This is a genomic window from Terriglobus albidus, assembly GCF_008000815.1.
Taxonomy (GTDB): Bacteria; Acidobacteriota; Terriglobia; order Terriglobales; family Acidobacteriaceae; genus Terriglobus; species Terriglobus albidus_A.
Map to the genome: position 1 here is coordinate 3,940,803 of NZ_CP042806.1, position 22,718 is coordinate 3,963,520.

The 22,718-nt window shown below is 58.2% G+C and carries 17 protein-coding genes; 8 read left to right on the forward strand and 9 right to left on the reverse strand.

Annotation, left to right across the window (positions count from 1 at the left end):
- Positions 1 to 3: 3 nt before the first annotated feature.
- On the reverse strand, positions 4 to 4,020 hold the full coding sequence (locus FTW19_RS15440; protein ID WP_147648460.1) for an Ig-like domain repeat protein: 4,017 nt from the start codon (positions 4,018 to 4,020) through the stop codon (positions 4 to 6).
- A gap of 110 nt (positions 4,021 to 4,130) precedes the next feature.
- On the opposite strand from FTW19_RS15440, the gene FTW19_RS15445 reads away from it, so the two are divergent.
- The 4 genes from FTW19_RS15445 to glmU all read left to right on the forward strand — a co-directional run bounded on the left by FTW19_RS15445 (position 4,131) and on the right by glmU (position 9,629).
- Positions 4,131 to 4,976 carry a hypothetical protein gene (locus tag FTW19_RS15445; protein WP_147648461.1) on the forward strand — a complete coding sequence of 282 codons (846 nt, stop codon included), beginning with the start codon at positions 4,131 to 4,133 and terminating at the stop codon, positions 4,974 to 4,976.
- A 72-nt stretch (positions 4,977 to 5,048) separates the two neighbouring features.
- Positions 5,049 to 6,575, forward strand: coding sequence for a M16 family metallopeptidase (locus FTW19_RS15450; RefSeq protein WP_246153331.1), 1,527 nt, complete (start codon positions 5,049 to 5,051; stop codon positions 6,573 to 6,575).
- Positions 6,572 to 8,014: a M16 family metallopeptidase gene (locus FTW19_RS15455; RefSeq protein WP_147648462.1), complete on the forward strand. Its 1,443-nt coding sequence runs from the start codon at positions 6,572 to 6,574 to the stop codon at positions 8,012 to 8,014. Before FTW19_RS15450 ends, FTW19_RS15455 begins: the two co-directional genes overlap by 4 nt.
- 196 nt (positions 8,015 to 8,210) lie before the next feature.
- Positions 8,211 to 9,629, forward strand: coding sequence for a bifunctional UDP-N-acetylglucosamine diphosphorylase/glucosamine-1-phosphate N-acetyltransferase GlmU (glmU, locus tag FTW19_RS15460; protein WP_147648463.1), 1,419 nt, complete (start codon positions 8,211 to 8,213; stop codon positions 9,627 to 9,629).
- Positions 9,630 to 9,959: 330 nt separating this feature from the next.
- Here glmU and FTW19_RS15465 read toward each other — a convergent pair whose 3' ends face one another.
- Positions 9,960 to 12,296, reverse strand: a complete 2,337-nt coding sequence (locus tag FTW19_RS15465) for a transglycosylase SLT domain-containing protein (RefSeq protein ID WP_147648464.1) — start codon at positions 12,294 to 12,296, stop codon at positions 9,960 to 9,962.
- 190 nt (positions 12,297 to 12,486) lie between these two features.
- On the opposite strand from FTW19_RS15465, the gene FTW19_RS15470 reads away from it, so the two are divergent.
- The 3 genes from FTW19_RS15470 (at position 12,487) to FTW19_RS15480 (ending at position 14,365) form a co-directional block, all read left to right on the forward strand.
- Positions 12,487 to 13,113 carry a sigma-70 family RNA polymerase sigma factor gene (locus FTW19_RS15470; protein WP_147648465.1) on the forward strand — a complete coding sequence of 209 codons (627 nt, stop codon included), beginning with the start codon at positions 12,487 to 12,489 and terminating at the stop codon, positions 13,111 to 13,113.
- Positions 13,110 to 13,352 (forward strand): anti-sigma factor family protein, encoded by a 243-nt coding sequence (locus FTW19_RS15475; protein ID WP_147648466.1) that lies wholly within the window; start codon positions 13,110 to 13,112, stop codon positions 13,350 to 13,352. The genes FTW19_RS15470 and FTW19_RS15475 overlap by 4 nt, the downstream gene beginning before the upstream one ends.
- Before the next feature lie 116 nt (positions 13,353 to 13,468).
- Positions 13,469 to 14,365, forward strand: coding sequence for a hypothetical protein (locus FTW19_RS15480; RefSeq protein WP_147648467.1), 897 nt, complete (start codon positions 13,469 to 13,471; stop codon positions 14,363 to 14,365).
- Between the two features lie 64 nt (positions 14,366 to 14,429).
- On the opposite strand, the gene FTW19_RS15485 is transcribed toward FTW19_RS15480, so the two are convergent.
- The 6 genes from FTW19_RS15485 to glgA form a co-directional block, all read right to left on the reverse strand.
- Positions 14,430 to 15,365 carry a hypothetical protein gene (locus FTW19_RS15485; RefSeq protein WP_246153332.1) on the reverse strand — a complete coding sequence of 312 codons (936 nt, stop codon included), beginning with the start codon at positions 15,363 to 15,365 and terminating at the stop codon, positions 14,430 to 14,432.
- 101 nt (positions 15,366 to 15,466) lie between these two features.
- Positions 15,467 to 16,387, reverse strand: a complete 921-nt coding sequence (gene ftcD, locus FTW19_RS15490) for a glutamate formimidoyltransferase (protein ID WP_147648468.1) — start codon at positions 16,385 to 16,387, stop codon at positions 15,467 to 15,469.
- Complete coding sequence (locus tag FTW19_RS15495) at positions 16,375 to 17,085, reverse strand: acyloxyacyl hydrolase (RefSeq protein ID WP_246153333.1); 711 nt, start codon at positions 17,083 to 17,085, stop codon at positions 16,375 to 16,377. The genes ftcD and FTW19_RS15495 overlap by 13 nt, the downstream gene beginning before the upstream one ends.
- A gap of 76 nt (positions 17,086 to 17,161) precedes the next feature.
- Entirely contained in the window at positions 17,162 to 17,902 is a 741-nt protein-coding gene (locus FTW19_RS15500; protein WP_147648469.1) for a YebC/PmpR family DNA-binding transcriptional regulator, read from the reverse strand.
- Positions 17,903 to 17,993: 91 nt separating this feature from the next.
- Positions 17,994 to 18,488, reverse strand: a complete 495-nt coding sequence (locus FTW19_RS15505; protein ID WP_147648470.1) for a VOC family protein — start codon at positions 18,486 to 18,488, stop codon at positions 17,994 to 17,996.
- A gap of 23 nt (positions 18,489 to 18,511) precedes the next feature.
- On the reverse strand, positions 18,512 to 19,960 hold the full coding sequence (gene glgA / locus FTW19_RS15510; protein WP_147648471.1) for a glycogen synthase GlgA: 1,449 nt from the start codon (positions 19,958 to 19,960) through the stop codon (positions 18,512 to 18,514).
- 99 nt (positions 19,961 to 20,059) lie between these two features.
- On the opposite strand from glgA, the gene rsmA reads away from it, so the two are divergent.
- Positions 20,060 to 20,857 (forward strand): 16S rRNA (adenine(1518)-N(6)/adenine(1519)-N(6))-dimethyltransferase RsmA, encoded by a 798-nt coding sequence (gene rsmA / locus FTW19_RS15515; protein ID WP_147648472.1) that lies wholly within the window; start codon positions 20,060 to 20,062, stop codon positions 20,855 to 20,857.
- Here the strand turns inward: rsmA and FTW19_RS15520 are convergent.
- Positions 20,850 to 22,613, reverse strand: coding sequence for a FecR family protein (locus FTW19_RS15520; RefSeq protein WP_147648473.1), 1,764 nt, complete (start codon positions 22,611 to 22,613; stop codon positions 20,850 to 20,852). The two genes, rsmA and FTW19_RS15520, sit on opposite strands and share 8 nt — an antisense overlap.
- Between the last annotated feature and the right edge of the window lie 105 nt (positions 22,614 to 22,718).

The following is a 22,718-nucleotide window of genomic DNA, read 5'->3' on the forward strand; positions in this document are numbered from 1 at the left end:
CATCTACTGCACGGTTACCTGATAGCTGTAGTTGTGACGAACTGGGCTTCCGCCGTCAGTTCCTGAGACGGTAATCGTCAACAACTGGGTTCCGAAGGGAGTGCCGTTGTTGGCAGATCCGCCACTGCTACTATCGGTGCCGTTCTGCACGATTCCAGAAGCACAGCCTCCTGCCGTTATCGTGACCAGAACTGCAAGAATCGCAATCAGCAGGCTGACGCGGCGGCGCGGCGGCACCATGAACCACATGATCGCCGCAACCACAGTTCCGCCAGCAGGGAGATGCCATGGAATGTCATGCCTCTCCAAAGCGGCAGTATTCGCAGTCGTCTTAATCGTGAGTGTGCTGGTGCCGCTGCTGCCAAGCGATGTCGGAGAGAAGGCGCATGTCATCTGCGCCGCAGCCGGAGGCGTGCAGCCCAACGTAATCGTCCCGGCGAATCCGCCCGAGCTTGTCACCGTTGCAGCAACCTGCGCCGACTTGCCCTGCGTAATGTTCAGGGATGTCGGATTAAGGGTGACGGTAAAGTCGCTGATTGTGACTGCCAGAGTGTTGGACGTTGCACTCTTGTAGTTGGTATCACCGGCATAGATCGCATAAAGGCTGTGCGAACCAGGCAGAAGACCTGTGCTCGACACGCTCGCCACCGACTGCGTGGTTCCGTTCGCCGTCAGTGTAGCTGTCCCCAGGGTCACCACGGTGGAACCGACCGTGTCATAGAAGGTTACGGTGCCCGTTGGTGGAGACAGCGTTGTCGAACCGCCACTGGCAGTCGCCGTAAATACGATATTCGTTCCGTTTACAGCCGTCGTGCTACTGGCCGACAGCACGAGAGTGGAGGCCACCTTGGCCGTCACAACACCAATCGCGGTTGAAGTGCTGCCATTCCAGTTCGTATCTCCGGAATACACCGCGGTGATGGAATGTGTTCCAGCTCCGGTCAATGTCACTGTTGCTGTAGCTGAACCAGCAACAAGCGGAGCTGTACCGACGGTCTTCGTCCCATCCAGGAAGGTTACGGTGCCGGTGTAGACGTAGGTTCCCGTCGCATTACCCGCATTCGCAACCGTGGCTGTCAGGGTAACGGAATCGCCGGCATTCGCAGAACTGCTGCTCGAGGTAACCGTCGTGGTGGTATTTCCCTTAGTCGCCGTATACGACAACGTTAGAGGAGAGTTCGTACAAACAAAGGTATTAACCGACGGACAGGAGATCACGACCGAATACTTCCCGGGAGGAGGAATCGTGATCGTGATGTTTCCCGTTCCCGATGTCACTGTTCCGGTGTAGGTCTGCCCGTTCACTACAGCCTGAACGGTTCCATTGGCAGTCCCTGTCGTAACCGCCACGGTCACCGTGATAGTAGCGGTATTCCCATACGCACCTGGCGAAGGTGAGATCGATGCCGACAGCGTTCCGGTAGAAGGTGAGATCGTGACAGTGATAGTGCTGCTGCTCGATGCCGCGAAGGTGGAGTCGCCGCTGTAGGTCGCGGTGATCACATGCTGGCCGATCGTTAACGTCGAGTTCGAAATATTGACAGTTCCATCGGTGCCGATCGTGCCGGATCCAATCACTCCATCCTTCGACGACGTCAGTGTAACTGTCCCCGTCGGCGTGCTGGTGGAAGTCGTCGAGGATTTGACCGTCGACGTAAAGGTGATGTTCACACCGCCATTCACGGCATAGCTGGAGGCCACAAGCGATGTGGTTGTTGCCGTTGTTCCTGTCGTCGCCTGCACGCTGATCGCAGAAGACGTGGAAGCCGCATAGGTTCCATTGCCGGAGTAGACCGCCGTAATGCTATGCGCTGTGCCTGCAGTCAGAGTCGTGGTGTAGGTCGCAGCACCACTCGTGACAGTACTGCTTCCCATCGACGTTCCGTTGTCGCGGAAGTCGACCGTGCCTGTAGGTGTGGCGGTTGCTTGTGGATGAACCCGGCCAACACTCTGGCTACTGGTGGAGGTTACCGTCGCCGTAAAGGTTACGGATTTACCCGCGACCGCTGGACTTGGATTCGATGTCAGAGCAACCGTGCTGGAGGTGCTTCCGGCCGGGGTCGACAGCGATCCGGAGGTGCTGGTGTTATAGACCGTATCCCCGGAATAGACCGCCGTTATGACGTGTACGCTGCCGGCAGCCAGCGTCGTAGCAAAGGTTGCGCTTCCATTCGACAGCGTGGCCGATCCAATGATTGTCCCGTTGTCTTTGAAATCAACCGAGCCAGTCGGGACGGTTGTGACGGAACTGCTGCCGGAAGTAACTGTAGCGGTAAAGGTCGTAGCCGCCCCCGTGACTGGAGGATTCGGCGACGAACTCAACGTGGTCACGCTAGCAGTTCTGGTGGCTCCCGGAGTAATCGAAAGTGTGTAGGGTGTGGGGCAGGTAAAGTTGCTGTCACCGCTGGTGCATGAGATCAGCACCGTAAAAGTATTCTTCTCACTTACGGGATATGTGATTGTTGCCGTCGACTTCGTTGTTCCGCTTCCCGCGGCCGCCAGCGTCGCTGGGTATGCCTTGGTATCGGTCGTTCCCTGCCCCTGAGCGCTGACCGTTCCCGTGGGATTGTCCACTCCCGAAGTACCCGTCACCGACACCACGATGCTGGCATTGGAGCCATAGCTCGCGTTTCCGTTCAAAATCGCCGAAACACTGGCAGACTCCGGTTGAATGGAAATCGTTGCCGGAGCAGGAGAACTGGACGCCGCATAGGTGCCATCGCCACTGTAATCGGCCTTGAAGCTATAGCTGCCGCCGGCGAGTTGCTTGGTGCTGTACGTTGCCTTACCGGACGAGTCCAGCGCGACGGTTCCCAGCGTTCCAGTCACGATGCTGGAGAAGGTTACGGTACCAGTCGGAGTCGCCCCTCCGATCGCCGAGGCCACCGTTGCAGTCAGAGTGAAGGTCTGCCCATGCGTCGGAGCGAAGTTGCTGGAGGTGATCGACGTATTTGAGGTTGATGTGCCCAGAGGCCACCGCTTCAGAATCTCTTCCGGGTTAACGGTTCCCAGCCCTGTCAGCGCCGTCCACGTCCCCGTGGTGACACCAGTCGGTTGCGTATAGACGCCTGGAATCGCCGCCAGTTGGTAGAGCGTGGCATTGATGTTCCCAAGCCTTCCGCCGCTGCGAGCGATCAACTCATTTACCGTCGCGCTGAAATCTCCCGTAGAGATGAAATCCGGAACAGCACGACGCCCATCGGCAGGCAGACCTTCTACGACCTGCCAGGAAGGTCTGGTTTCCGTACCCGTGATGGCATCGCTCAGCGCGGCCGGCACAATAACTGTCATCCCTGCATAATCACCTGAAGAGTTCCCAAGCACTGTGATGCCTTGAGCATTGGCCTGCTGCAGCAGGAGATCCCAATCTGCCTGCCCTGCGGGAAGACTGTTTACGACAAGCACAGCGGCGGAATTCGCATCGACTGACGCTTCCGCGATTGCCAGCGGAGAACCGTTCAGATCGTCCAGTCCCGTTACCGCCCTGATGCTCTGCGGAGCGTCCCCAGGCAGCGAGAGCTCTCCCCGCTCCATCACATGCAGGCTGCCATCAATCTCGGTCTGGCGAAGGTCAGCGCTGAAGGCCTGCTGGGCGAAGGCCACCGTCGATGCTGCCTGTAAGAGCGTATGCGCGGCATTGGCTGAGGTGACGTGTATTCCTTGTGCTTCAAGCCAGGTCGTCGCCGCACCTATTTCCGCATCCGTCGCGCCGAAACGAGCGGCAAACTCTTGCGGAGTCAGCCAATGATGGTAGTTTGTGGAACCCTTGGTTGTAAGGTCCGTCAAATACTGTGACAACGCGTTCTGCCGGCTATCGTCTATCTGCAGCGCAATGGAGATGTGTCGCAACGGCGAGGAGGCTGGAGCGGCATCCAGAACGACTGCTCCTGCAGGCAGCGATGTGGTGACGGATGGCAACACCCGGCGCGTTTGCTGTGCCATGGCAACCGACAAAAGAGTACATGCCAGCGTGCAGACCACCGCACCCCAGCGCAGAAACGCCTGAATTTTCACCACCATAGGGATCGCATTGATTCTCGCCGTTGCAGACCGGAAAGGCAATAACACTTCCAGGCCAATGAAAGTTACCTGCCGATAACTAAAGTTGCAGGGCGTGGTACGCTGTCGGCGTGTCACGTTATTTGGAAGAGTCGCTCGCCCAGCTGAAGAGATTTGAAAACGCTATCCCGTGGATGTATCTGGACACCGTGGGCAAAGTCATGGTTGGCGCAGGTTTGATGCTGCCAACAACGCAAAGTGCGACCGCGCTTCCCTTTCAATTTAATGGCCGCCCCGCCGATGATCAGGAGATCATCGTCGACTTCCGCCGGGTCTCCTCCATGGTGAAGGGAAAAGCTGCCGGTTTTTACCGCAGCCCGATGTCCGTCCTGCTTACACCGGCGGAGATCGATGTCCAGCTCCGTGCGGCTGTCACCCATCTCGACCGGGATCTGAGAAAAGAGATTCCCATCTGGGACGCCCTTCCTGCATCCGCGAAGGTGGCCCTGCTCGATATGGCGTACAACCTCGGAATGACTGGTCTGCTACAGGCTTATCCAAAGCTGTTGCATGCCATCGTAGCCGGCGACTGGAAGACGGCCGCAGCTGAGTGCCACCGCAGCGGCCCTGCTCCCGCGCGCAATGAATGGACACGACAACAATTTCTTGCCTATATTGCGGCTCCTTCCATTACTGCCGAAGCGGAGTTGAGGCGCGATGCCAAGCCACCGGCGATCCTACCGATCGAACCTGCACATCCCGCCATCAGCCCTCGGCCCACGACGACCGCGGTTTCTAACAAAAGCACCCAATCAAAGAAGAGCGCCGTCAAAACCTCGGCCAGGAAGCGGGTTGCTTTGGGCGCGAAGCCCTCCGCTGGAAAGCCGGCAAAGAAGGCAGTGAAATCCGCGCCTAAAAATCAGGCACCCGCCACGGCCAAAAAATCCCCGCGGAAATCCTCTTCCCGCGGCAACTAACTTTCGTATCCCGCTGTCCGTCCCACGCTCATATCTAATATGGTTGCAATATCGAGAGTTGTTGGAGGTTCCATGTTTCATCGCATGAAGGCTGCGCTTGTGGCCGTTGTTCTTCTGGCGGGCTTCGCCCCGGCGCAGGACCTGGCCAGCTTTGAGAAGCGCACTACGGTCAAAGTGCTTCCCAATGGGCTGACCTTGATCGTCTGTGAGCGTCCCGAGGCCCCGGTTTTCAGCTTCTATACGTTGGTGGATGCTGGTTCGGCCAACGATCCTGACGGCGCGTCTGGCCTGGCGCACATGTTCGAGCACATGGCCTTCAAAGGCACCAACGAAATCGGCACGACCAATTACACCGCCGAAAAAGCCGCTCTCGAAAAGGTTGAGCAGGCGTATGCCGCCTACAACCTGGAACAGCGCAAGCTGGTCGGACAGGACCCCGCCAAACTCTCTCAGCTGAAAGCGGTCTTCGATGCAGCAGCCAAGGACGCACAGCAGTACGTCATTCCGAACCAGTTTTCTGAGATCGCTGAGAAGAATGGCGCCGTCGGCCTGAACGCCTCCACCTCTGAAGACAAGACTGACTACTTCTGGTCGATGCCGTCCAACCGGCTAGAGCTTTGGGCCTATCTCGAAAGTGGCCGGATCGCCGAACCTGTCCTGCGTGAGTTCTACAAGGAACGCGATGTTGTCCAGGAAGAGCGTCGCATGCGCATCGACTCTGCCCCTATTGGACGCATGGTGGAGCAGTTCCTTGCCGCCGCATACACTGCCCATCCCTATGGCCGCAGCGGCGTTGGCTGGGAGAGCGAGATCAGCCAGGTAACGGCTACCGAGGCAGAGAACTTCCATAAGAAGTACTACGTTCCGGCAAACATCGTTGTAGCCGTCGTCGGCGATGTAAAAGCCGCCGACACCATGCCGGTACTGGAAAAGTACTTCGGCCGTATCCCCGCCGGTCCGAAGCCGCCGGAGATGACGACTGTCGAACCGAAGCAGTTTGCAGAGCGCACCGTAACCATTCGCGAGGCCACGCAGCCGTTCTATCTCGAGGGCTATCACCGCCCCGATTACCGCGATAAAGACGATGCGGTATATGACGCCATCACCGACCTGTTCTCCAACGGTCGTACCGCCCGCCTGTATCGTTCGCTGGTACGCGATCAAAAGATCGCCGCTGCGGCCGCAGGGTTCAGCGGTTTCCCGGGTGAGAAATATCCTGGGCTCTTTGCTGTCTATGCGGTTCCGGTGCCGGGAAAAACTCCAGCCCAGCTCCGCGATGCGATTCATAAGGAACTCGATCGTCTGAAGAACGAAGATGTCTCGGACGCTGAACTCGCCATGTTCAAGACCCGTGCCCGTGCCGACCTGCTGCGCGGCCTGGCAAGCAACCAGGGACTGGCGCAACAGCTCGCCGACTACCAGACACGTTACGGTGACTGGCGCCAGCTATTCCGCCAGCTCGAGGCCTACGACAAAGTGAGCAAAGCTGATATCCGCCGTATTGCCAACCAACTCTTCGTGGATTCAAACCGTACCAGCACAACCATCGAATTTGTTCGCCCCACACCTGCAGTGGTTTCCAAGGGAGGTGCACAGTGAAAAAGAATCTTGTCTGCCTCGCCCTTGCCTCTGCTCTGATTGTTCCGGCATTCCATGCACAAACGACCGAACCATGGACGAAGATCCCGACGCCTCCGTTGCATGAGTTCAAACCGGTCCAGCCCAAGCGGATCGACCTGAAGAACGGTGTTGTGATCTTCCTGCAGGAAGACCATGAACTGCCGTTCATCGACGGCACGATCAACATCCGTGGCGGTTCCCGCGAAGAGCCGGCAAACAAAGCCGGCATGCTCGATATGTACGGTGATGTATGGCGTACCAGTGGCACTGCGGCCATGGATGGCGACGCCATGGATGATGCACTGGAAGCTAAAGCTGCCAAGATCGAGACCAGCGCCGACATCGATTCCACGGCACTCACATGGAGCAGCCTGAAGACGGACTTCGATACGGTCTTTCCCCAGACGATAGACCTCCTCCTGCACCCGTCTTTCAAGCCGGAGAAGCTCGAGCTCGCACAACAACAAATGGCTACGGGTATCGCTCGCCGCAACGACGATGCCGGCGGCATTCTTGCCCGCGAAGTCGGCAAGGTTGTCTATGGCGCTGCCAGCCCCTACGCTCGCCAACCTGAGTTCTCCACTGTCCTCGGGGTTACTGCCGACGACCTCAAGCAGTGGCACGATAAAACAGTGGTCGGCAGCAATCTGCTCGTCTCCGTCATCGGTGACTTCGATTCCGCCACGATGGAGAAGAAGCTGCGTGACACCTTCGAGAAGCTTCCTAAGGGAGAACCGTTCAAGTCCCTCAAGGGAGACTTCCCTGGCCCGAAGCCGGGCGTTTACTTCGTCAACAAAGACGACGTAAACCAATCCAACATTTCAATTGCCGGCCTTGGAACCATGCGGAACAACCCGGATCTCTATGCACTGAGCGTCATGAATGAGATCTTCTCCGGGGGGTTCGGATCGCGCCTGACGCAGTCTGTCCGTACAAAGCTGGGGCTGGCCTACGCGGTCGGCGGAGGTTATGGCGCGACCTATGACCATCCGGGTATCTTCCGCGTGCAGGCGGGCACGAAGAGCGCCAGCACGGTTGCCGCAACAAAGGCGATGCTGGAGGAGATCAACCGGCTCAAATCCGTTCCACCGACGGAAACGGAACTGCGCAATGCCAGAGAGCAACTGCTGAACTCGTTTATCTTCCGTTACGACTCGCGTGCGAAGGTACTCAGCGAGCAGGTGATGCTGGCTTTCTATGGGTATCCGGCAGATTTTCTGGAGAAGTACAAGGCAGGCATTGAAAAAGTGACTGCGGCCGATGTCTCACGGGTCGCTGCGAAGTACATCGACACGTCGAAGTTGGCCATCGTTGTGGTTGGCAACAGCGGTGACCTTGGCTCCTCGCTCAAGGATCTGGGACCGGTGACGGATGTAGATATCACCATCCCGCCTCCTCCAGCCGGAATGGGCAACTAGGACACTCCCGAACCCCATCGAACCCCGCCTGCACCTTCCGGGCGGGGTTTCGAGAGCATTTTCCCTGTTGCTGGGTAGCCCGGAAGGCGTGTGCAGCGGCGTTTTCATTGCGGAAAACGCCCATAGATGCGAAAGTCCTGCACTACACCTACAGGGAAAATGCTCCAGCATTTACCAGACCCGGTACTATTCCCCCATGAGCTCTCCGACATTCGCGGTCACCATCATGGCCGCCGGTAAAGGCACGCGCCTCAAGTCCAAACGCCCCAAGGTCCTGCATGAGATCGGCGGCAAACCCCTGCTGCTGCATGTCATCGCCGCCGCGAAGCAGGTCGTCCAGGCTGGTGACATCTACGTCATCGTCGGTCACGAAGCAGCTCGCGTGAAGGCCGCCGTCTCCACGGAGGCGACGCACTTTGTGTTGCAGGCCGAACAGCGCGGTACTGGTCATGCGCTGCAGGAGGTGAAGGCATTCTTTACAGCCTCCGCAATCACACCGCCTGACCATCTTCTGGTACTCTCCGGCGACGTCCCGCTCATCCGCCCGGAGACCATCGCGGCCATCCGCGACTTCCATCTCAGCGAAGGCGCCTCGATGACTATCCTGACGGCTACCCCGTCCGATCCGACAGGCTACGGCCGTATCTTTCGCAGGTCTCCGGAGTCCTCAGAGGTCGTCGCGATTGTCGAGCAGAAAGATCTCAAACCGGATCAGCGCTCCATCCGCGAGATTAACTCAGGCATCTACGCTTTCCGCACAGCCTCTCTCTTCGAGCAGCTTGACTCTCTCACGGCAAATAACGCGCAGGGTGAGCTCTACCTTACGGACGTTGCCAAGCTTCTGGTGAAGGCTGGTGAGAGGGTTGTTGCGATCGAAGCAAACGGCGGAGTAGATGAGGTTCTTGGAGCCAATACCATCGCCGAGATCATGCATCTCGACGCCGCGATGCGCCTGGACACGGCCCGTCGATTGATGGCTCAGGGAGTCACGATCTTCCGTCCGGAGACCTGCATCATCGACGCCGACGTTACGGTAGCTGCGGACACGGTGATCGAACCGTTCGTGCAATTGCTCGGCAAGACGGCTGTCGGTGCTGACTGCCGCATACGCTCCTACTCTGTCATTCAGGACTCGACGATCGGCGAAGGCGTGACCATCCGCAACGGTTGCATTCTCGACCATGCTCATATCGCCAACGGAGCCATCCTTGGCCCCTATGCTCATCTGCGTCCGGAGAGTTATATCGGCGAGAGCGCCCACGTAGGCAACTTCGTCGAAACCAAGACGGTGCGTCTCGGCAAAGGCTCCAAGGCTAACCATCTCACTTACCTTGGCGACGCAGTCATCGGAACCGGAACCAACATCGGCGCGGGCGTCATTACCTGCAACTACGACGGTGTCAATAAACACCAGACCACGATTGGGGATAACGTCTTTGTCGGTTCGGACTCCGCGCTGGTCGCTCCCGTCGTTCTTGGCAACGGCTCTCTCATCGCAGCAGGATCTGTCGTCACGCAGGACGTTCCAGAAGACGCACTGGCCATCGCACGGGGTCGTCAGGAGACCAAGCCTGGGTGGGCCTCTTCGCGGAGAGAGCGTCTTCGTAAGAGCTAGTTGCTGGTTGCTAGTTGGGTGTGTCGAGAAATTTAGTACCCCATGAATGGGGATATTCGGTTCTCGGCGAGCTCGGTTCGCTGGGATGGACCATTCGAGCGAAGCTCGAACCGGTGGGAGCCGTGGGCTTTTAGCCCACGGTCTATCGGATCCAATGTAGAAATGAGCTTTAGCCCTGGGCCTTTTTCTACCGGACAAGAAAAACCCAGGGCTAAAGCCCATCTACTTTTGTGCTTCGACCAGCGGGCTGAAGCCCGCTGCTCCCACCAATTTCAGACATACTTTGAGTCTCGTGGATCAAATTGTCGATAGCCTAGCTGGTTAGGCGCCTCACTTGGCAGCGCTCACAGAACTCGTTCGTTGACCAGAGCCGTAAATCGCCCGATACATCTCACGGTTGCGCAAAATGGCCTGCACGTATTCGCGCGTCTCCGTATACGGGATCGATTCCACAAACTCCGCCATATCGCGGTAGTCGTTGGTCGACATCCACTGACGCACCGGTGTATCGCCGGCGTTATAAGCCGCCAGCGCGTACTCCACCTGCCCCCCGAAGCGATCGATCGTCTGTCGCAGATAGATCGTGCCAAGCCGCAGGCTCGTCGCGGGCTGCAACAGATCATTGGTGGAGAACTTGCCAATACCATCTCGCTTCGCCAACGATTTGCCGACGGATGGCAGCATCTGCATCAGGCCGTATGCATTCGCACGCGATACCGCTCCCGGGTTGAACTCCGACTCCTGGCGAATCAGCGACGCAACCAGATATGGGTCAAGGCTGTTACGCGAAGCGCTCGCCGTCAGTTCGTTCCAGTACGGTGTCGGGAACAGCAGCTTCCAATACATTTGCGGAACATCGTCGACGCTGTACGCAAAATAAGAGGCGCCGCTCCGCTTCATCGCCTGCAACGCACGCACATACTCACCGTAAGAGGTATAGATCTCGGCCTGCGCCAATGTTCCCCACGTTGAGCTGGTCGGGCTTGCCTGGATCTCCGGCGCGATGTACTCGTTCAATCCGGCATTGGCCAGCAGACGGGCCTTGATGAGATGGGTATCGTTCTCCGGCAGTGTGTCGATCAGTTCCGGCACATCTGGCGCACGCACCGAAGCCAGGGGCGCCGCAGGAGTTACGACCGGTTGTTTCCCCAGGATGTCCAGCCGCTGGCGCGCCAGCAGGGCGTAGTAGTAGTTCGGGAAGCTGTCAGAAAGCGTCCGGTAGTAATTCGCCGCCTGGGAAAGGTTATGCTCCTGCTCCTCGTAGACGCGGCCTCTCCAGTAGAGCGCCGACGGCGTCTCGATTCCCGTTGGATAGCGTTGAATCTGCTCATCCATCAAGCGAGCAGCCTCAGAGTAGTTTCGTGTGCGATAGCTCAACCAGCCGGCGCGCCAGTGAGACGAAGGACCATAGGTACTACGAGGAAACATACTGACAAGCTGGCTGTAGTAGCCTGCCGCCGTCCCGTACTCATGTTTGAGCAGATACATGTTCCCTGCCGAGTAAAGCGACTCTTCCGTCCATCGGCTGCGCGGATAACGCTGGGTCAACTGCGTCACCAGACTGCTATGCTGCCCACGGTCATCAGAGCTCCGTGCCAGCTCTGCGAGAAGATACAGTTTCAATGCAGCCGAATCATCGTCCGTCTGCGGCAGGCTCTCTGCCTCACGCTTTGAAAGCCGCTTCAGCTTCAGGTCACACACAGCCGCATAGATATCCAGAGCATCACGGTCGCCAGGGCTGAGCGTCGCATCGTGCTGAATGCTGTGGTACTCATCCGCTGCTTCGGAATATCGCTTGGCGTTGTACAACTGGTCGGCATGCACTTTGTGCTCGGTTGCCGTCAACGGAGTTCCCATCGCCTGCAACTGGACTCGAGCCTGCGTGGCCTCATAGCTGAGAGGAAGCAGCGTGTAGATGCTGCGATACATCGCCGCAGCCTGATTGGTATTCCCGGCAAGCTGCCATGCTTTCGCTTGAGCGAAACGGAAGTCCGCATGCGAGGCCTGCGCTGTTCCAGTCAGCGAACTCAGCACACGCAAGGCTCCCTGCGGATCGTTCTGCTGCAGATATCCATTCGCCAGAATGACCGGAGCATTCGGCACGAAGATTGATTCCGGGTGACGCTGGGCAAAGTTCTCCAGCAAGGCGTAGGCATCCGTTCCCCGGCCTCCCTGGAGAGCCGCCTGCGCGCCAAGGTAGTCTGCGTAGTCATCCAGGGCCTCTCCGCGCTGCGCTGCCTGGCGGAAGGCGTTGTAGGCGTCAGAAAAACGCTTATCCAGCATGTAGGCATGGCCCATCGCCAGCCATGCCGCCGCAGAAGCCTCTCCATTGTGGCTGTTCGCATATGCCTGCACACCGGCATAGGCTATAGGCGACCGGGTTGCCGTCAGTTGCTGCGCCATCGGGCGGAGCTGTGACGACGCTACGAATGCGCTGGTCAGCTTGCGCGATCGCGCTGTTGGAGGGGAGCTGATGACCTTTTTCTTCCGTCCCCTGGCCGTCGACTTCCCGGGGACCCTTTTTGTCCCCTTACCGGCGCCGGCTTTGGCGGGCGCCTTTGCGGCAGGATTCTTCGTTGCTGCTTTCTTCGTCTGGGCATAGACCGCCCCAGAGATCAGCAGCAGGAAACAAAACGGCAGAAAAGCAGCTATACGGCGGAACTTCATCGTCTTCTTTGCAGAGTATGATGCGTCACGGTGCGGATTTTCCTCTTAGAGCAATTTTCCGCATCTTCGGCGATACCCTTTTCTGTAGGACAGCTCTACGGGCCCGTTGGTTTAGTATGGGTCTATCAGATATTTGCCCGGACGGAAGAACGCCCGGCAACTCACTGTTTTTTAGAAAGCTTGCACCGGAATGCCGACCCCGACCATCCAATCCCCAGCAGTGGAAGAACATCCGGACGTTGCGCTGGTTGCGCGCGCCCGGGAAGGAGATACGGCAGCTTTTGAGCAGTTAGTCCGGCAGTACGACCGGCAGATCTTCCGGGTAGCACAGCACATCACCCAGAACCGCGAGGATGCGGAAGACATTGTGCAAGACGTCTTCCTCAAAGCCTACGAAAAGCTCGACCAGTTCCAGGGAAATTCGAAGTTTTCCACCTGGCTGGTACGCATCGCGGTGAATGAAAGCCTGATGCGGCTCCGCAAGCGGAAGACCAGCAGGACAGTTTCCATGGACGAAGATGTCCAGACGGAAGAGGGCGCAATTCCCCGCGACTTTGCCGACTGGAGCCCGAATCCCGAGCAGATTTACGGGCAGTCCGAACTAGGAGATATCCTGCGCAAGACGATTCAGGGCCTGCCGCCCGGTTTTAGAACAGTGTTTACGTTGCGCGATATCGAAAATCTTTCGACGGAAGAGACGGCTGAAGCTCTGGGACTCAGTGTTCCTGCAGTGAAAAGCAGGCTTCTACGCGCTCGGCTGCAGCTACGTGAGCGTCTAAGCCGGTATCTGAAACAGCCGGAAGGAGTTAAGCCGTGACCTGCACAGAGTTTCTGGCCAGAATGACCGACTACTTTGATGGCACCATCGCCAAAGAGCTGGAAGCCGAAGTTCGACAACACATGTGCGAGTGCAGCCACTGCGAGGTGGTCGTCAATACGACCCGCCAGACGATCGAGATCTATCGCGATACCGACGTATACGAACTTTCCACCGATACCCGCGAACGTCTGATTGCGAACATTATGAGCAAGTGCCGCGGCAAAGGTTGCGCGTAAGTACCGAACCAGACACACCGCTTCCCACCTTTTTGTCATTTACTTCCGGCTTCCCTGCGGCCTATCCTCGACGGGTACTTCTCTCATCACTTCTCCCGTCAGGGGATTTATCTGCCATGAGTTCACCCAATCGCAGGGTCAACGACCCCACTTTGACGCGTCAGCGCGGCATTCTCAGCCATCCCGGAACCCTTCTGGTAGCCGGCGTGGCAATCCTGTTTACGGCTTATATCTTCAACGTCGGCGGCCTGCAGACCTGGGCCAACTCTACATTCGACAACTTCAACCAGGGTGCACAATCCCATAACGACTCCGTCGTAAATATGACGGTGACCTTTGCTCCTGTTGCCGCAGGTCTCGTCATTCTGCTCATCGCCTACTGGATTCTTCGCAGCCTGGGCCGGGGAGTCCGCAAGATGGCGAAAGAGAACCGCCTCTCTTCCCGTGGCTCTCAGACGATCAACGACTTCTGCGAGCTGGCGGCCAAAGCCTCTATCAGCCGCAAGGTGGCTTCGCACACCTATCGTTTTCTAACACCCTATTACCACCACGACGTTCGTTCCCGGCTCGAGGATCGGCTGCGCGACGATCTGCACATGACCGAGACAAAGGTCCGCGATGCCGTCGCCAACCTGCTTCATCGCTGCGACCGCAAGAAGGACCTCGATGCTCCCATTGATACAGTGGTCACGGTTCTCGACCTGATGCGCTATGTCGAGAAGGCGCCCGCACACTTCCTCACTCATTCCGCGGTCAAGCGTCTCCGGGGAGAACAGAAAGGTCCTGAGATCGTTCGCACGGCAGCCGTGGGAGAGACCAGAATGGTCAAGCCTCTGCATAAGCGCTCCGGAATGCTGGCTGCAGTCAAAAGCCTCTCCGGCATACGTAAAGCCGCCGCGGTGCAGAAGCCGGTAGAGCCCCGCGATCCCGTTGCCCGTCCTGTGAATCCTCCGGTCGAGATCGCCGCCGGACGTCAGGTAAAACGCGACATCACCGTTCCGCGCGGGAACTAGAGCGACGTTCAATAAAAAGAGGGCAGCCTAAAGGCTGCCCCTTTTTTATTAACGTCTTTCCGGCTTATCGTACGACCTGCTGGAACAGGGACGAAGACAACAGGCTTGCGAACTGGCTGTCCGAGGAAGCGTAAGCGACGGTGATGGTTCCGCTGCTGGAGCTGATCGTCGTGTGATCGAGCGCCTGCTTCTCGTCGGTCGAGCCCGAGTTCTGCTTGTACATGGAGACGGCCTTCATCAGGGAAGCGATCGTCGCGGCCGTTACCGTATCAGAGGTCACTACCGACATATCGAATTTCACACCATTGGCAAAATCCATGGTGTAACGCGAGCTCTTCATGCGGTTGCGTACGGTGTCATAGTCAGCCAGTTGCGAAGCATCGCCCATGACGCTCTTCATCATCGTCTGGGTTCCCTTCTGGTCCAGAAGGCTCCAAACCGCCTTGTCATCGACGTTCGGCATCTCAGAGGCCAGATCGCCATTCAGGAAGTTGGGAATATTGCCATCGCGCGCCTCCATTGATGTGCGCACGGCGTTCTTATCGCCGAAGACCATCGTCGTCTGATTCAGCCAGACGACGCTCATGCCCTGAGCTCCCATGGGATAGATCGCGTTATTCCGCAGCATGGTGGGCTTGATCTTGTTCTTGGTGAAATAGGCCAGAATGTCTCGGGTACGGAACTGGCCCTGGGCGATACCGATAATGTTGGTCGAACTTCCCTCACCTGTGCGATAGGCCACGAAGGCGAGATTGTCGGCGTCCTGATCAACCTTCAGGCCTGAGCTCTTCAACGCCGATTCCAGCCGTTTCAGCTCCGGAGGGAGAACCCTATCCTTGAGCGCCATGGCTGCCGAGGAGTTCTGCATCGCGCGATAGTCCACGGTAATAATCTGCTGCACGTCGCGCGGAATTGCGGACTTGGCGTCCGAGGACAACTGCGCAGCCGGAGCAGCCGCTGCTGCAGCAGCCAGCACTATTGCCATGAGGGTTTGCTTCATTGTTCTGTGGTTCCTTCTATCTTGGGGGTTCTGCCGCCAGATCGCTGGTTACAGTGATTCTCTCTCATCTTCAGACGGATGCAACCCGCCCTCGGTTACCCTTACGGCCATTTGAGGGGATGCTTTAGCCGCCGTTCCAGGACCTTCATCTCCGGGTCAAACCCCGGAACCTGATTTATCCAGGCCGCAGACGGATCATACGCCTGTTCCGGAATCAGACCAATCAGCTCGCCATCGGCGATGCTTGAACCGTGGCGGGCCGCAAGCTGCCGGGCGCGCTCATGCACCTCGGCCACCGGCGTGCGCTGGAAGTCCGTAATGTTCATACTAATCTGCGCCCGGCCCTGCGCCAATACGCCCATGGCCTTGATACCGTACATGCCGCCGCCGGAGGCGCGGATCTCCTTGGCGATGGCTCGGGCAATCGCCACATCCGGATCATGCAGATAGATGTTGTATGCGATCAGGAACTTACGCGCACCCACGGCGGAAGCGCCGGCGGTTGCGTGCAGCTCCGGCCCACCAATGTCCGGACGGCTCGCCGCATCCTTGCGGACTGCGTCGCGCAGCCCTTCGAACTGGCCGCGCCGTACATCCTCCAGGTTCACACGGTCCGGACGAGCCGCGGCTGCCTCGTAGAAATACACGGGAATCCCATACCGCAACCAGATCTGCTGGCCGGCCTGACGGGCAAGCATGGCGCACTGCGGAAGAGCGTAGTTCGCCACCGGGACAAACGGAATTACGTCTGCGGCGCCAATGCGGGGATGGACACCTTCCTGTCGGGTCAGGTCAATCAGCTCTGCCGCTTTCCCTGCCGCACGGATGGCCGCCTCCGCCACCGCCTCGGGGGCTCCGGCGATGGTTACCACGGAGCGGTTATGGTCATTGTCCAGCGAATAGTCCAGCAGGCTGACGCCCTCCACCTTCATGGCGGAGACAATCGCCCGCACCTTCTCCGGGCTCACACCCTCTGAGAAGTTTGGAACGCATTCAATGATGGGGCTTCCTACTTCCACCATGTGTATCCCACGTTGAACTGCAGCGTCACATTTACTCCAGGATTCCGATCGCCCATTGACGCATTGGAGATATGAACCGCATTGGCGCCGAAATCGATAGAACGCCTCGGCTTCACAAAATAATGCATGCCCACGCCAGCCTGCGGCGTGAAATTCCAAACCGAAGTCTCAGAGGTAGGCCCAGCATTCGCCAGGTTGATGACCGTTGCCGAACCGTACGGAGGATACTTATGGTTCGTCCAGATCAGACCGCCCGCTCCCTGAACCCAGGGCATAATCCGCCGATGGTTCGTCATGTTCCAGCGAAAGATTACCGGCGTCAACGACACACCGTGATATGTTCCGCCCACCGTATACGGAGGCGAGCACACCGTCAGCGACGAGTTGCACTTCACACGCTGGAACTTCGGCACATTCGACTGCCAGTATGGAAACAGCTCTGCTGCAAACTCGAACTGTCCTTTGAAGAAACTGGAGCCGAGTTCCGGCGTCAGCACCTTACCGACATGAACGCCGGCCATGATGAACTTATAGCCGCTGCGATTGTCCGTAACACCTACTCCTCCCTGAACCAGAGGACCGTACTCCCAGCCCGGATGACTGGCAACTTCACGTACCGGAGATTGTATGGCGGTCTGTGCCACCGCCGGCATAGCCAGAGCGGCACTCATCAACGAACTCACGATCCATTTCTTCACTTACGCTTCCCTCTCCGTACAGAAGAAAGCCGCCGAATCTGCCGGCGGCTCTCCACTCATATTCCTGCAGTGTGAATCAGCCGGCCACCTCGGCCATTTCCATATCGAAGTTGGAGTACACATTCTGCGTATCGTCCAGATCTTCGAGCGTCTCCAGCAGACGATTCATCGCAGCCGCCTGCGGGCCTTCGAGTTTCTGATAGGTCGAAGGAATCATCGTTACTTCGGCAAGCTCAGGAGTGATGCCGGCGCCCTTCACAGCCGTCAGAACCGCTTCGAAGTCTTTCGGAGCAGTCAACACTTCCCAGCTATCGCCATCACCGGAGAGATCATCCGCTCCAGCATCGAGAACGATCTCGGTCAGCTTGTCCTCGCCCACCGCATCCTTCGCCACCACGATCAGGCCCTTCTTCGAGAACATGTAGCCCACCGAACCGGACTCGCCCAGGTTGCCGTTGTTCTTGGAAAAGGCGTGACGAATTTCGCTCACCGCGCGATTGCGGTTGTCGGTCAGCACTTCGACGATAACTGCGACGCCACCGGGGCCATAGCCCTCAAAGGTGATCTCTTCATAGGTCGCACCTTCGAGCTCGCCGGTACCGCGCTGGATGGCGCGCTTGATGTTATCCGCCGGCATATTCTCAGCCTTAGCTGCAGCAACTGCTGTACGCAGGCGAGGATTGCCGTCTACATCACCGCCGCCCTGTTTCGCAGCGATCTGGATTTCCTTGATCAGGCGCGTAAAGATCTTGCCGCGCTTGGCGTCCAGAGCGCCCTTCTTATGCTTGATTGTCGCCCATTTGGAGTGACCGGACATTGCAGTTCCCTACCAGTTCCGTGTGAAATCTTTGCCTTCAGGCACCCATCGATTCTACCACTTGGCGGCGGCTTCTCCGCGCTCCCCAACGCTACACCGCTGGTTCATCGAGAAGGCTTTCCAGATTCAATGGCCGTGTATACATCTGGAGCTCGCCGGACTCAGACCGCGGCCATCGTTCCTGTGGACGGTCCCAATAGAGCTCCACTCCGTTCTGATCCGGATCGCGCAGATAGAGCGCCTCGGAGACACCGTGATCGGCAACGCCCTCCAGTGGAATCTTCGCTGCCATCAGCCTCCGCAGGGCATCTGCGAGATGTGCGCGCGTCGGATACAGGATTGCCGTGTGATACAGCCCCGTTGTTCCAGGTGCGGGAGGTGTTCCTCCACGGCTCTCCCACGTATTCAGTCCGATGTGATGGTGGTATCCGCCGGCCGAGAGAAAGGCCGCCTGGTCCCCCAGTCGGGTAGTGATCTCAAAACCGAGCACTCCGTGATAAAACGCGAGTGCCCGGTCGAGATCGGATACCTTCAGATGCACGTGCCCGATACGGGCTCCTGCAGCGATCGCTGAAGTCTGTGACATACAGATTTTTGATGACCTTGAGGCTAACTACGGTTCATAATCGTCCGCTCGTAGACCTTCACATACTCCTTTGCAGGCCCGTCCCAACTGAAGTCCTGCCGCATTCCCCGTTGCATCATCGCGGTCCACGTTGGCTTGTCCTGAAACGCCTTGAGCGCCCGCCTGATGGCATCGAGCATTGCCCAGGCAGAGTATCCCCCAAATTTAAAACCATTCCCACTACCATCCGCCTGCTCATCAATGGTGTCCTGCAACCCTCCCGTCGCACGCACGACCGGGACAGTACCGTACTTCAAGGAATAGATCTGGTTCAGGCCACAGGGCTCATACCTGGAGGGCATCAGGAATATGTCGGCACCAGCCTCAATCTTGTGCGCCAACACGTTGTTGTAAGCAACACGTACCCGCATCTTCTGCGGATAACGCTCTGCAAGCTCTGTGAGCAGATGTTCATAGTAGGCCTCTCCCGTACCCAGCGCGACGAGAGCGACGTTCTCTTTCATCAGATCTTCCGCAGCCTGAGCGATAAAATCGAACCCCTTCTGCGTTGCAAAGCGTGACACGATTCCGATGACAGCGGTGTCGTCATGCACGCCATCGAAACCGAAGGCGTGCAGCAGATCGCGTCGGCACTCCTTCTTCCCTGCCAGATCCTCGGGCGTGTAGTGGTCGGCGATCAGAGGGTCGGTCGCAGGATCCCACTGCTCATAATCCACGCCATTCAGAATTCCCACCAGGTCGCCGGAGCGGCGTCTCAACGTATCTTCCAGGCCGCTTCCGAATTCGGCCGTCTGAATCTCCTGGGCATACGTCGGACTCACGGTAGTAATCGCGTCAGCGTAGACGATGCCACCCTTCAGGAAGTTCAGATTGTCATACTGCTCCAGCTTATCCATCGTGAACATGTCCCACGGAAGCAGCAGGTGCGGCGTCGTCTGCGGCGGAAACCAGCCCTGATAACCGGCATTGTGGATGGTGAGGATAGTCGGAACTTTGCGGAAGACGGGATCGAAGAAATAGGTCGAGCGCAGATAGACCGCGATCATTGAGGCCTGCCAGTCATGCACATGGAAGACGTCAGGCACACCTAATATCTTTGTCGCTTCAATCACTGCACGGCTGAAGAGTCCGAAGCGTTCTGCGTTATCTGGATAGTCACCGCTTGGCGTCGCGTAAAAGCTCTCGCGGTCGAACAACTCCGGGCAATCAATGAAGTAATACTGCACGCCTTCCGTCTTGCCGCCGTCGAGCACCCGTATGAAGCGGTTGTAGTACTCAAACGGAATCGTGATGCTTGGCACCAGCACACCGGCATGCGGCGCCAGCTTGGCAACCTGGCGGTAAAACGGCAGAAAGACATCAACCTTGTGCCCAAGCCGGACCAGCGCCTGCGGCAGAGCACCTACAACATCAGCCAGACCGCCTGTTTTCGCCCATGGTGTGCACTCTGACGCCGCAAAGACAATATGCATCGTTCGTTCTTCTCTCCCGAAGCAGCTAGTCTATATCTCACGGCCGCTTCTCCCTAACTGAGATGCACCTACAACACTGCCGGACGCTTTGAACTCACCATGCCGAAACACAAACCGAAACTTGGGCAGAACTTTCTCGTTGATGAATCTGCCCGCCACCGCATTGCAGATGCCCTTGGCGACATCGGCCACCGCACCGTCCTTGAGATTGGTCCGGGCAAGGGTGCGATTACCGATATCCTCGCCGGACGCGCAGGCAGGCTGATTGCGATTGAGCTCGATAATGAACTCGCTCAAGTGCTCGCTTCCCGCTATGCAGTCAGAGAGCACATCCGAGTTGTCCATCAGGACATCCTCGATACCGATCTCACCTCGCTCATCCCAGCGGTAGAGAAAGCAGACGTAGTCGGCAATCTTCCCTACTACATCACGTCGGATATCCTGCTGCATCTCTTCGCCGCATCTGCACATCTTGGCCGGGCGGTGGTGATGATGCAACGAGAGGTCGCCGAACGTGTTGCAGCCACCCCTGGCAACCGCGACTATGGTCTGCTTTCGGCAACATCCCAGCTCTACTGCCGCGTCGAAAATCTCTTCACCTTGCCTCCCGGCGCGTTCTCTCCTCCACCGGAGGTCTATTCGACCGTACTTCGCTTTACCTTTGCGCCCCGATTCCATGAACTTGGTATTAACGACGCCTCCGCCTTCGACCGTTTCTTGAAGCAGTCGTTTGCTCAAAAGCGCAAGACGCTCAGCAACAACTTGCGAAGCGCGGGCTATGAGATGCGACAGCTCACGGCAGCCTGGCCTGCCTCAATTCCGCCACAGGCACGGGCAGAGGCTCTCTCCCTGGAGCAGATGGCCGAACTCTACCGCGCACTGCTCGAATCTATTTAGGCGAACGCGAGGGCTGCGATGCCGGAGGTGACGAAGGAGCAGGCCGGGACGGAGCCGGTGAGGGAGCCGGTGAAGGCGCCGGAGGTGGTGCGCTCTGCCGTGGCTGCGGTGCAGGCTGGGACTGGCGCCAACTCGCCGGCGGCTCAGGACGTTGCACCGGTTGCGGACGCGGTTGCTGCTGCACCGGAGGCTGATTGATGTGTCCCGGCGCCGGACGGCTCTCCACCGGACGTTCCGGATTTCCGACATTAGCTCCCGGGGCAGGACGTGTCACGGGCTGCGCGGGCTGCTGCGGTGACTGCCCCCTCGATCCTTGATTTACCGTCCCCTGATTTACTGTGGGGCTTACACTTCTCCATCCTCCCGGCACCACCGGTGGCACCGGCTGGGCCTGAATCGGAGTAGGCGTTGGCCCATTATCCTGGAGTGCTGACGGACGCGTTGGCCGTCCGCTGTCGTCTCTTGGAGCACGCACTGTCCCCATCACCGGCTGCCGATTACGCATGGGGAAATCCTTCTGCAGCGACGAACCTACCGCAGAGCCTCCGCGCGGCGTGTAAGGACCGCCAACGGGGCGGAGCGGGTCAATCTGCTTTCCGGCAAACATCACCGGCCGCGGGTCGCGTCGCCCGATCGGATGCACTTGAATCGGTCCACGCCGCACCGGAACGATCGGATGCACACCACCCGGTCCAATCGGACCAGGAATCGGCCGGCGGATCGGCTGCCACACGCGCGGCGGATTGATGACATTGACCGTCCATACGGAACCGCCGCCATAGCCCCAGCCCCAACGGCGGCAGCCGCCGGCAGGCATCCAGCCCCAGCCAAAACTGTCCCAATAGGACCACGAGCCGCAATAGAACGGAGTCCATCCCCAACCATAGCCTGAGACCCAGATATACCCGTATCTCGGGTACCAGACCCAGTTCCCATAGCCGTAGGGATCCCAACTCATATCGACAGCCATCGGAGGCTGCCAGACACGACCGTATCCAGGCAGGTCGTACCAGTTGCCGTTGGCGTCGAGATCGCTCCAGCCATAGCCACTGTCCTGGGCGTAATCGTTCCGGGCTTCGGTACGTTGCGCCGCTTCGCTTGCAGCCGCCTGGGCGCGCTCCTCATTCCAGTTGTCCCAACTGTCCTGACGTACGGACTTCGACAGGAAATACCGTCCACTGTCGGCAGCATCCGGCTCAAACTGCTCGCCGGCACGGACATTCGCGCTGTAGCCGCCCTCGCGCTCCACGTGCAGGCTGCCTTGCATCACGGCTACCTCTACGGGAGCCTGATCCAGGCTGACACGAAAGGAACTATTTTCGACCGGAGTCAGCGAAGCCGCACCAGCCTTGAGGAAGTACCCGTTCTGGTCGGCAATCCGAAGCTCGAAGTACGCCATCCCCTGGTCGAGCGATAGCTGGGTCAGATATCTCCCCTGATCCGTATTCATGCGAACCAGGGTGAGAGCGCTCTGAGGTGTCAGGCGCGCTATGCTGCCATCTTCAAACTCAATCTCAGCCTGGCCGTCATCGGCTGTGACAATGCGCTGACCTTCAATCAATGGCAGGTTCGCCTGGGCCTCACCAATCTGTGTGTTATCGCCGTACAGCACCTGCACGTTGCCCTGTACAAAGCTCAGACGGGCGGCGCGCATTCCAGGAGCGGGAGCCGATTGCTGACCAGCGAGCCCGATGACTCCACAAACGACCACGAATAGCGCCACCAGAATTCCGCGTATTACTCTGAACCGGTTCATAGGGCCCCCATTCTCTCACTTGTATTAACGCATGTGCATAAGAAAGGTTCTTGCCTTGTTCCGGTCCTGTGATCACGAAAGCGCCCAGCGCATTGCGCTGTTTCA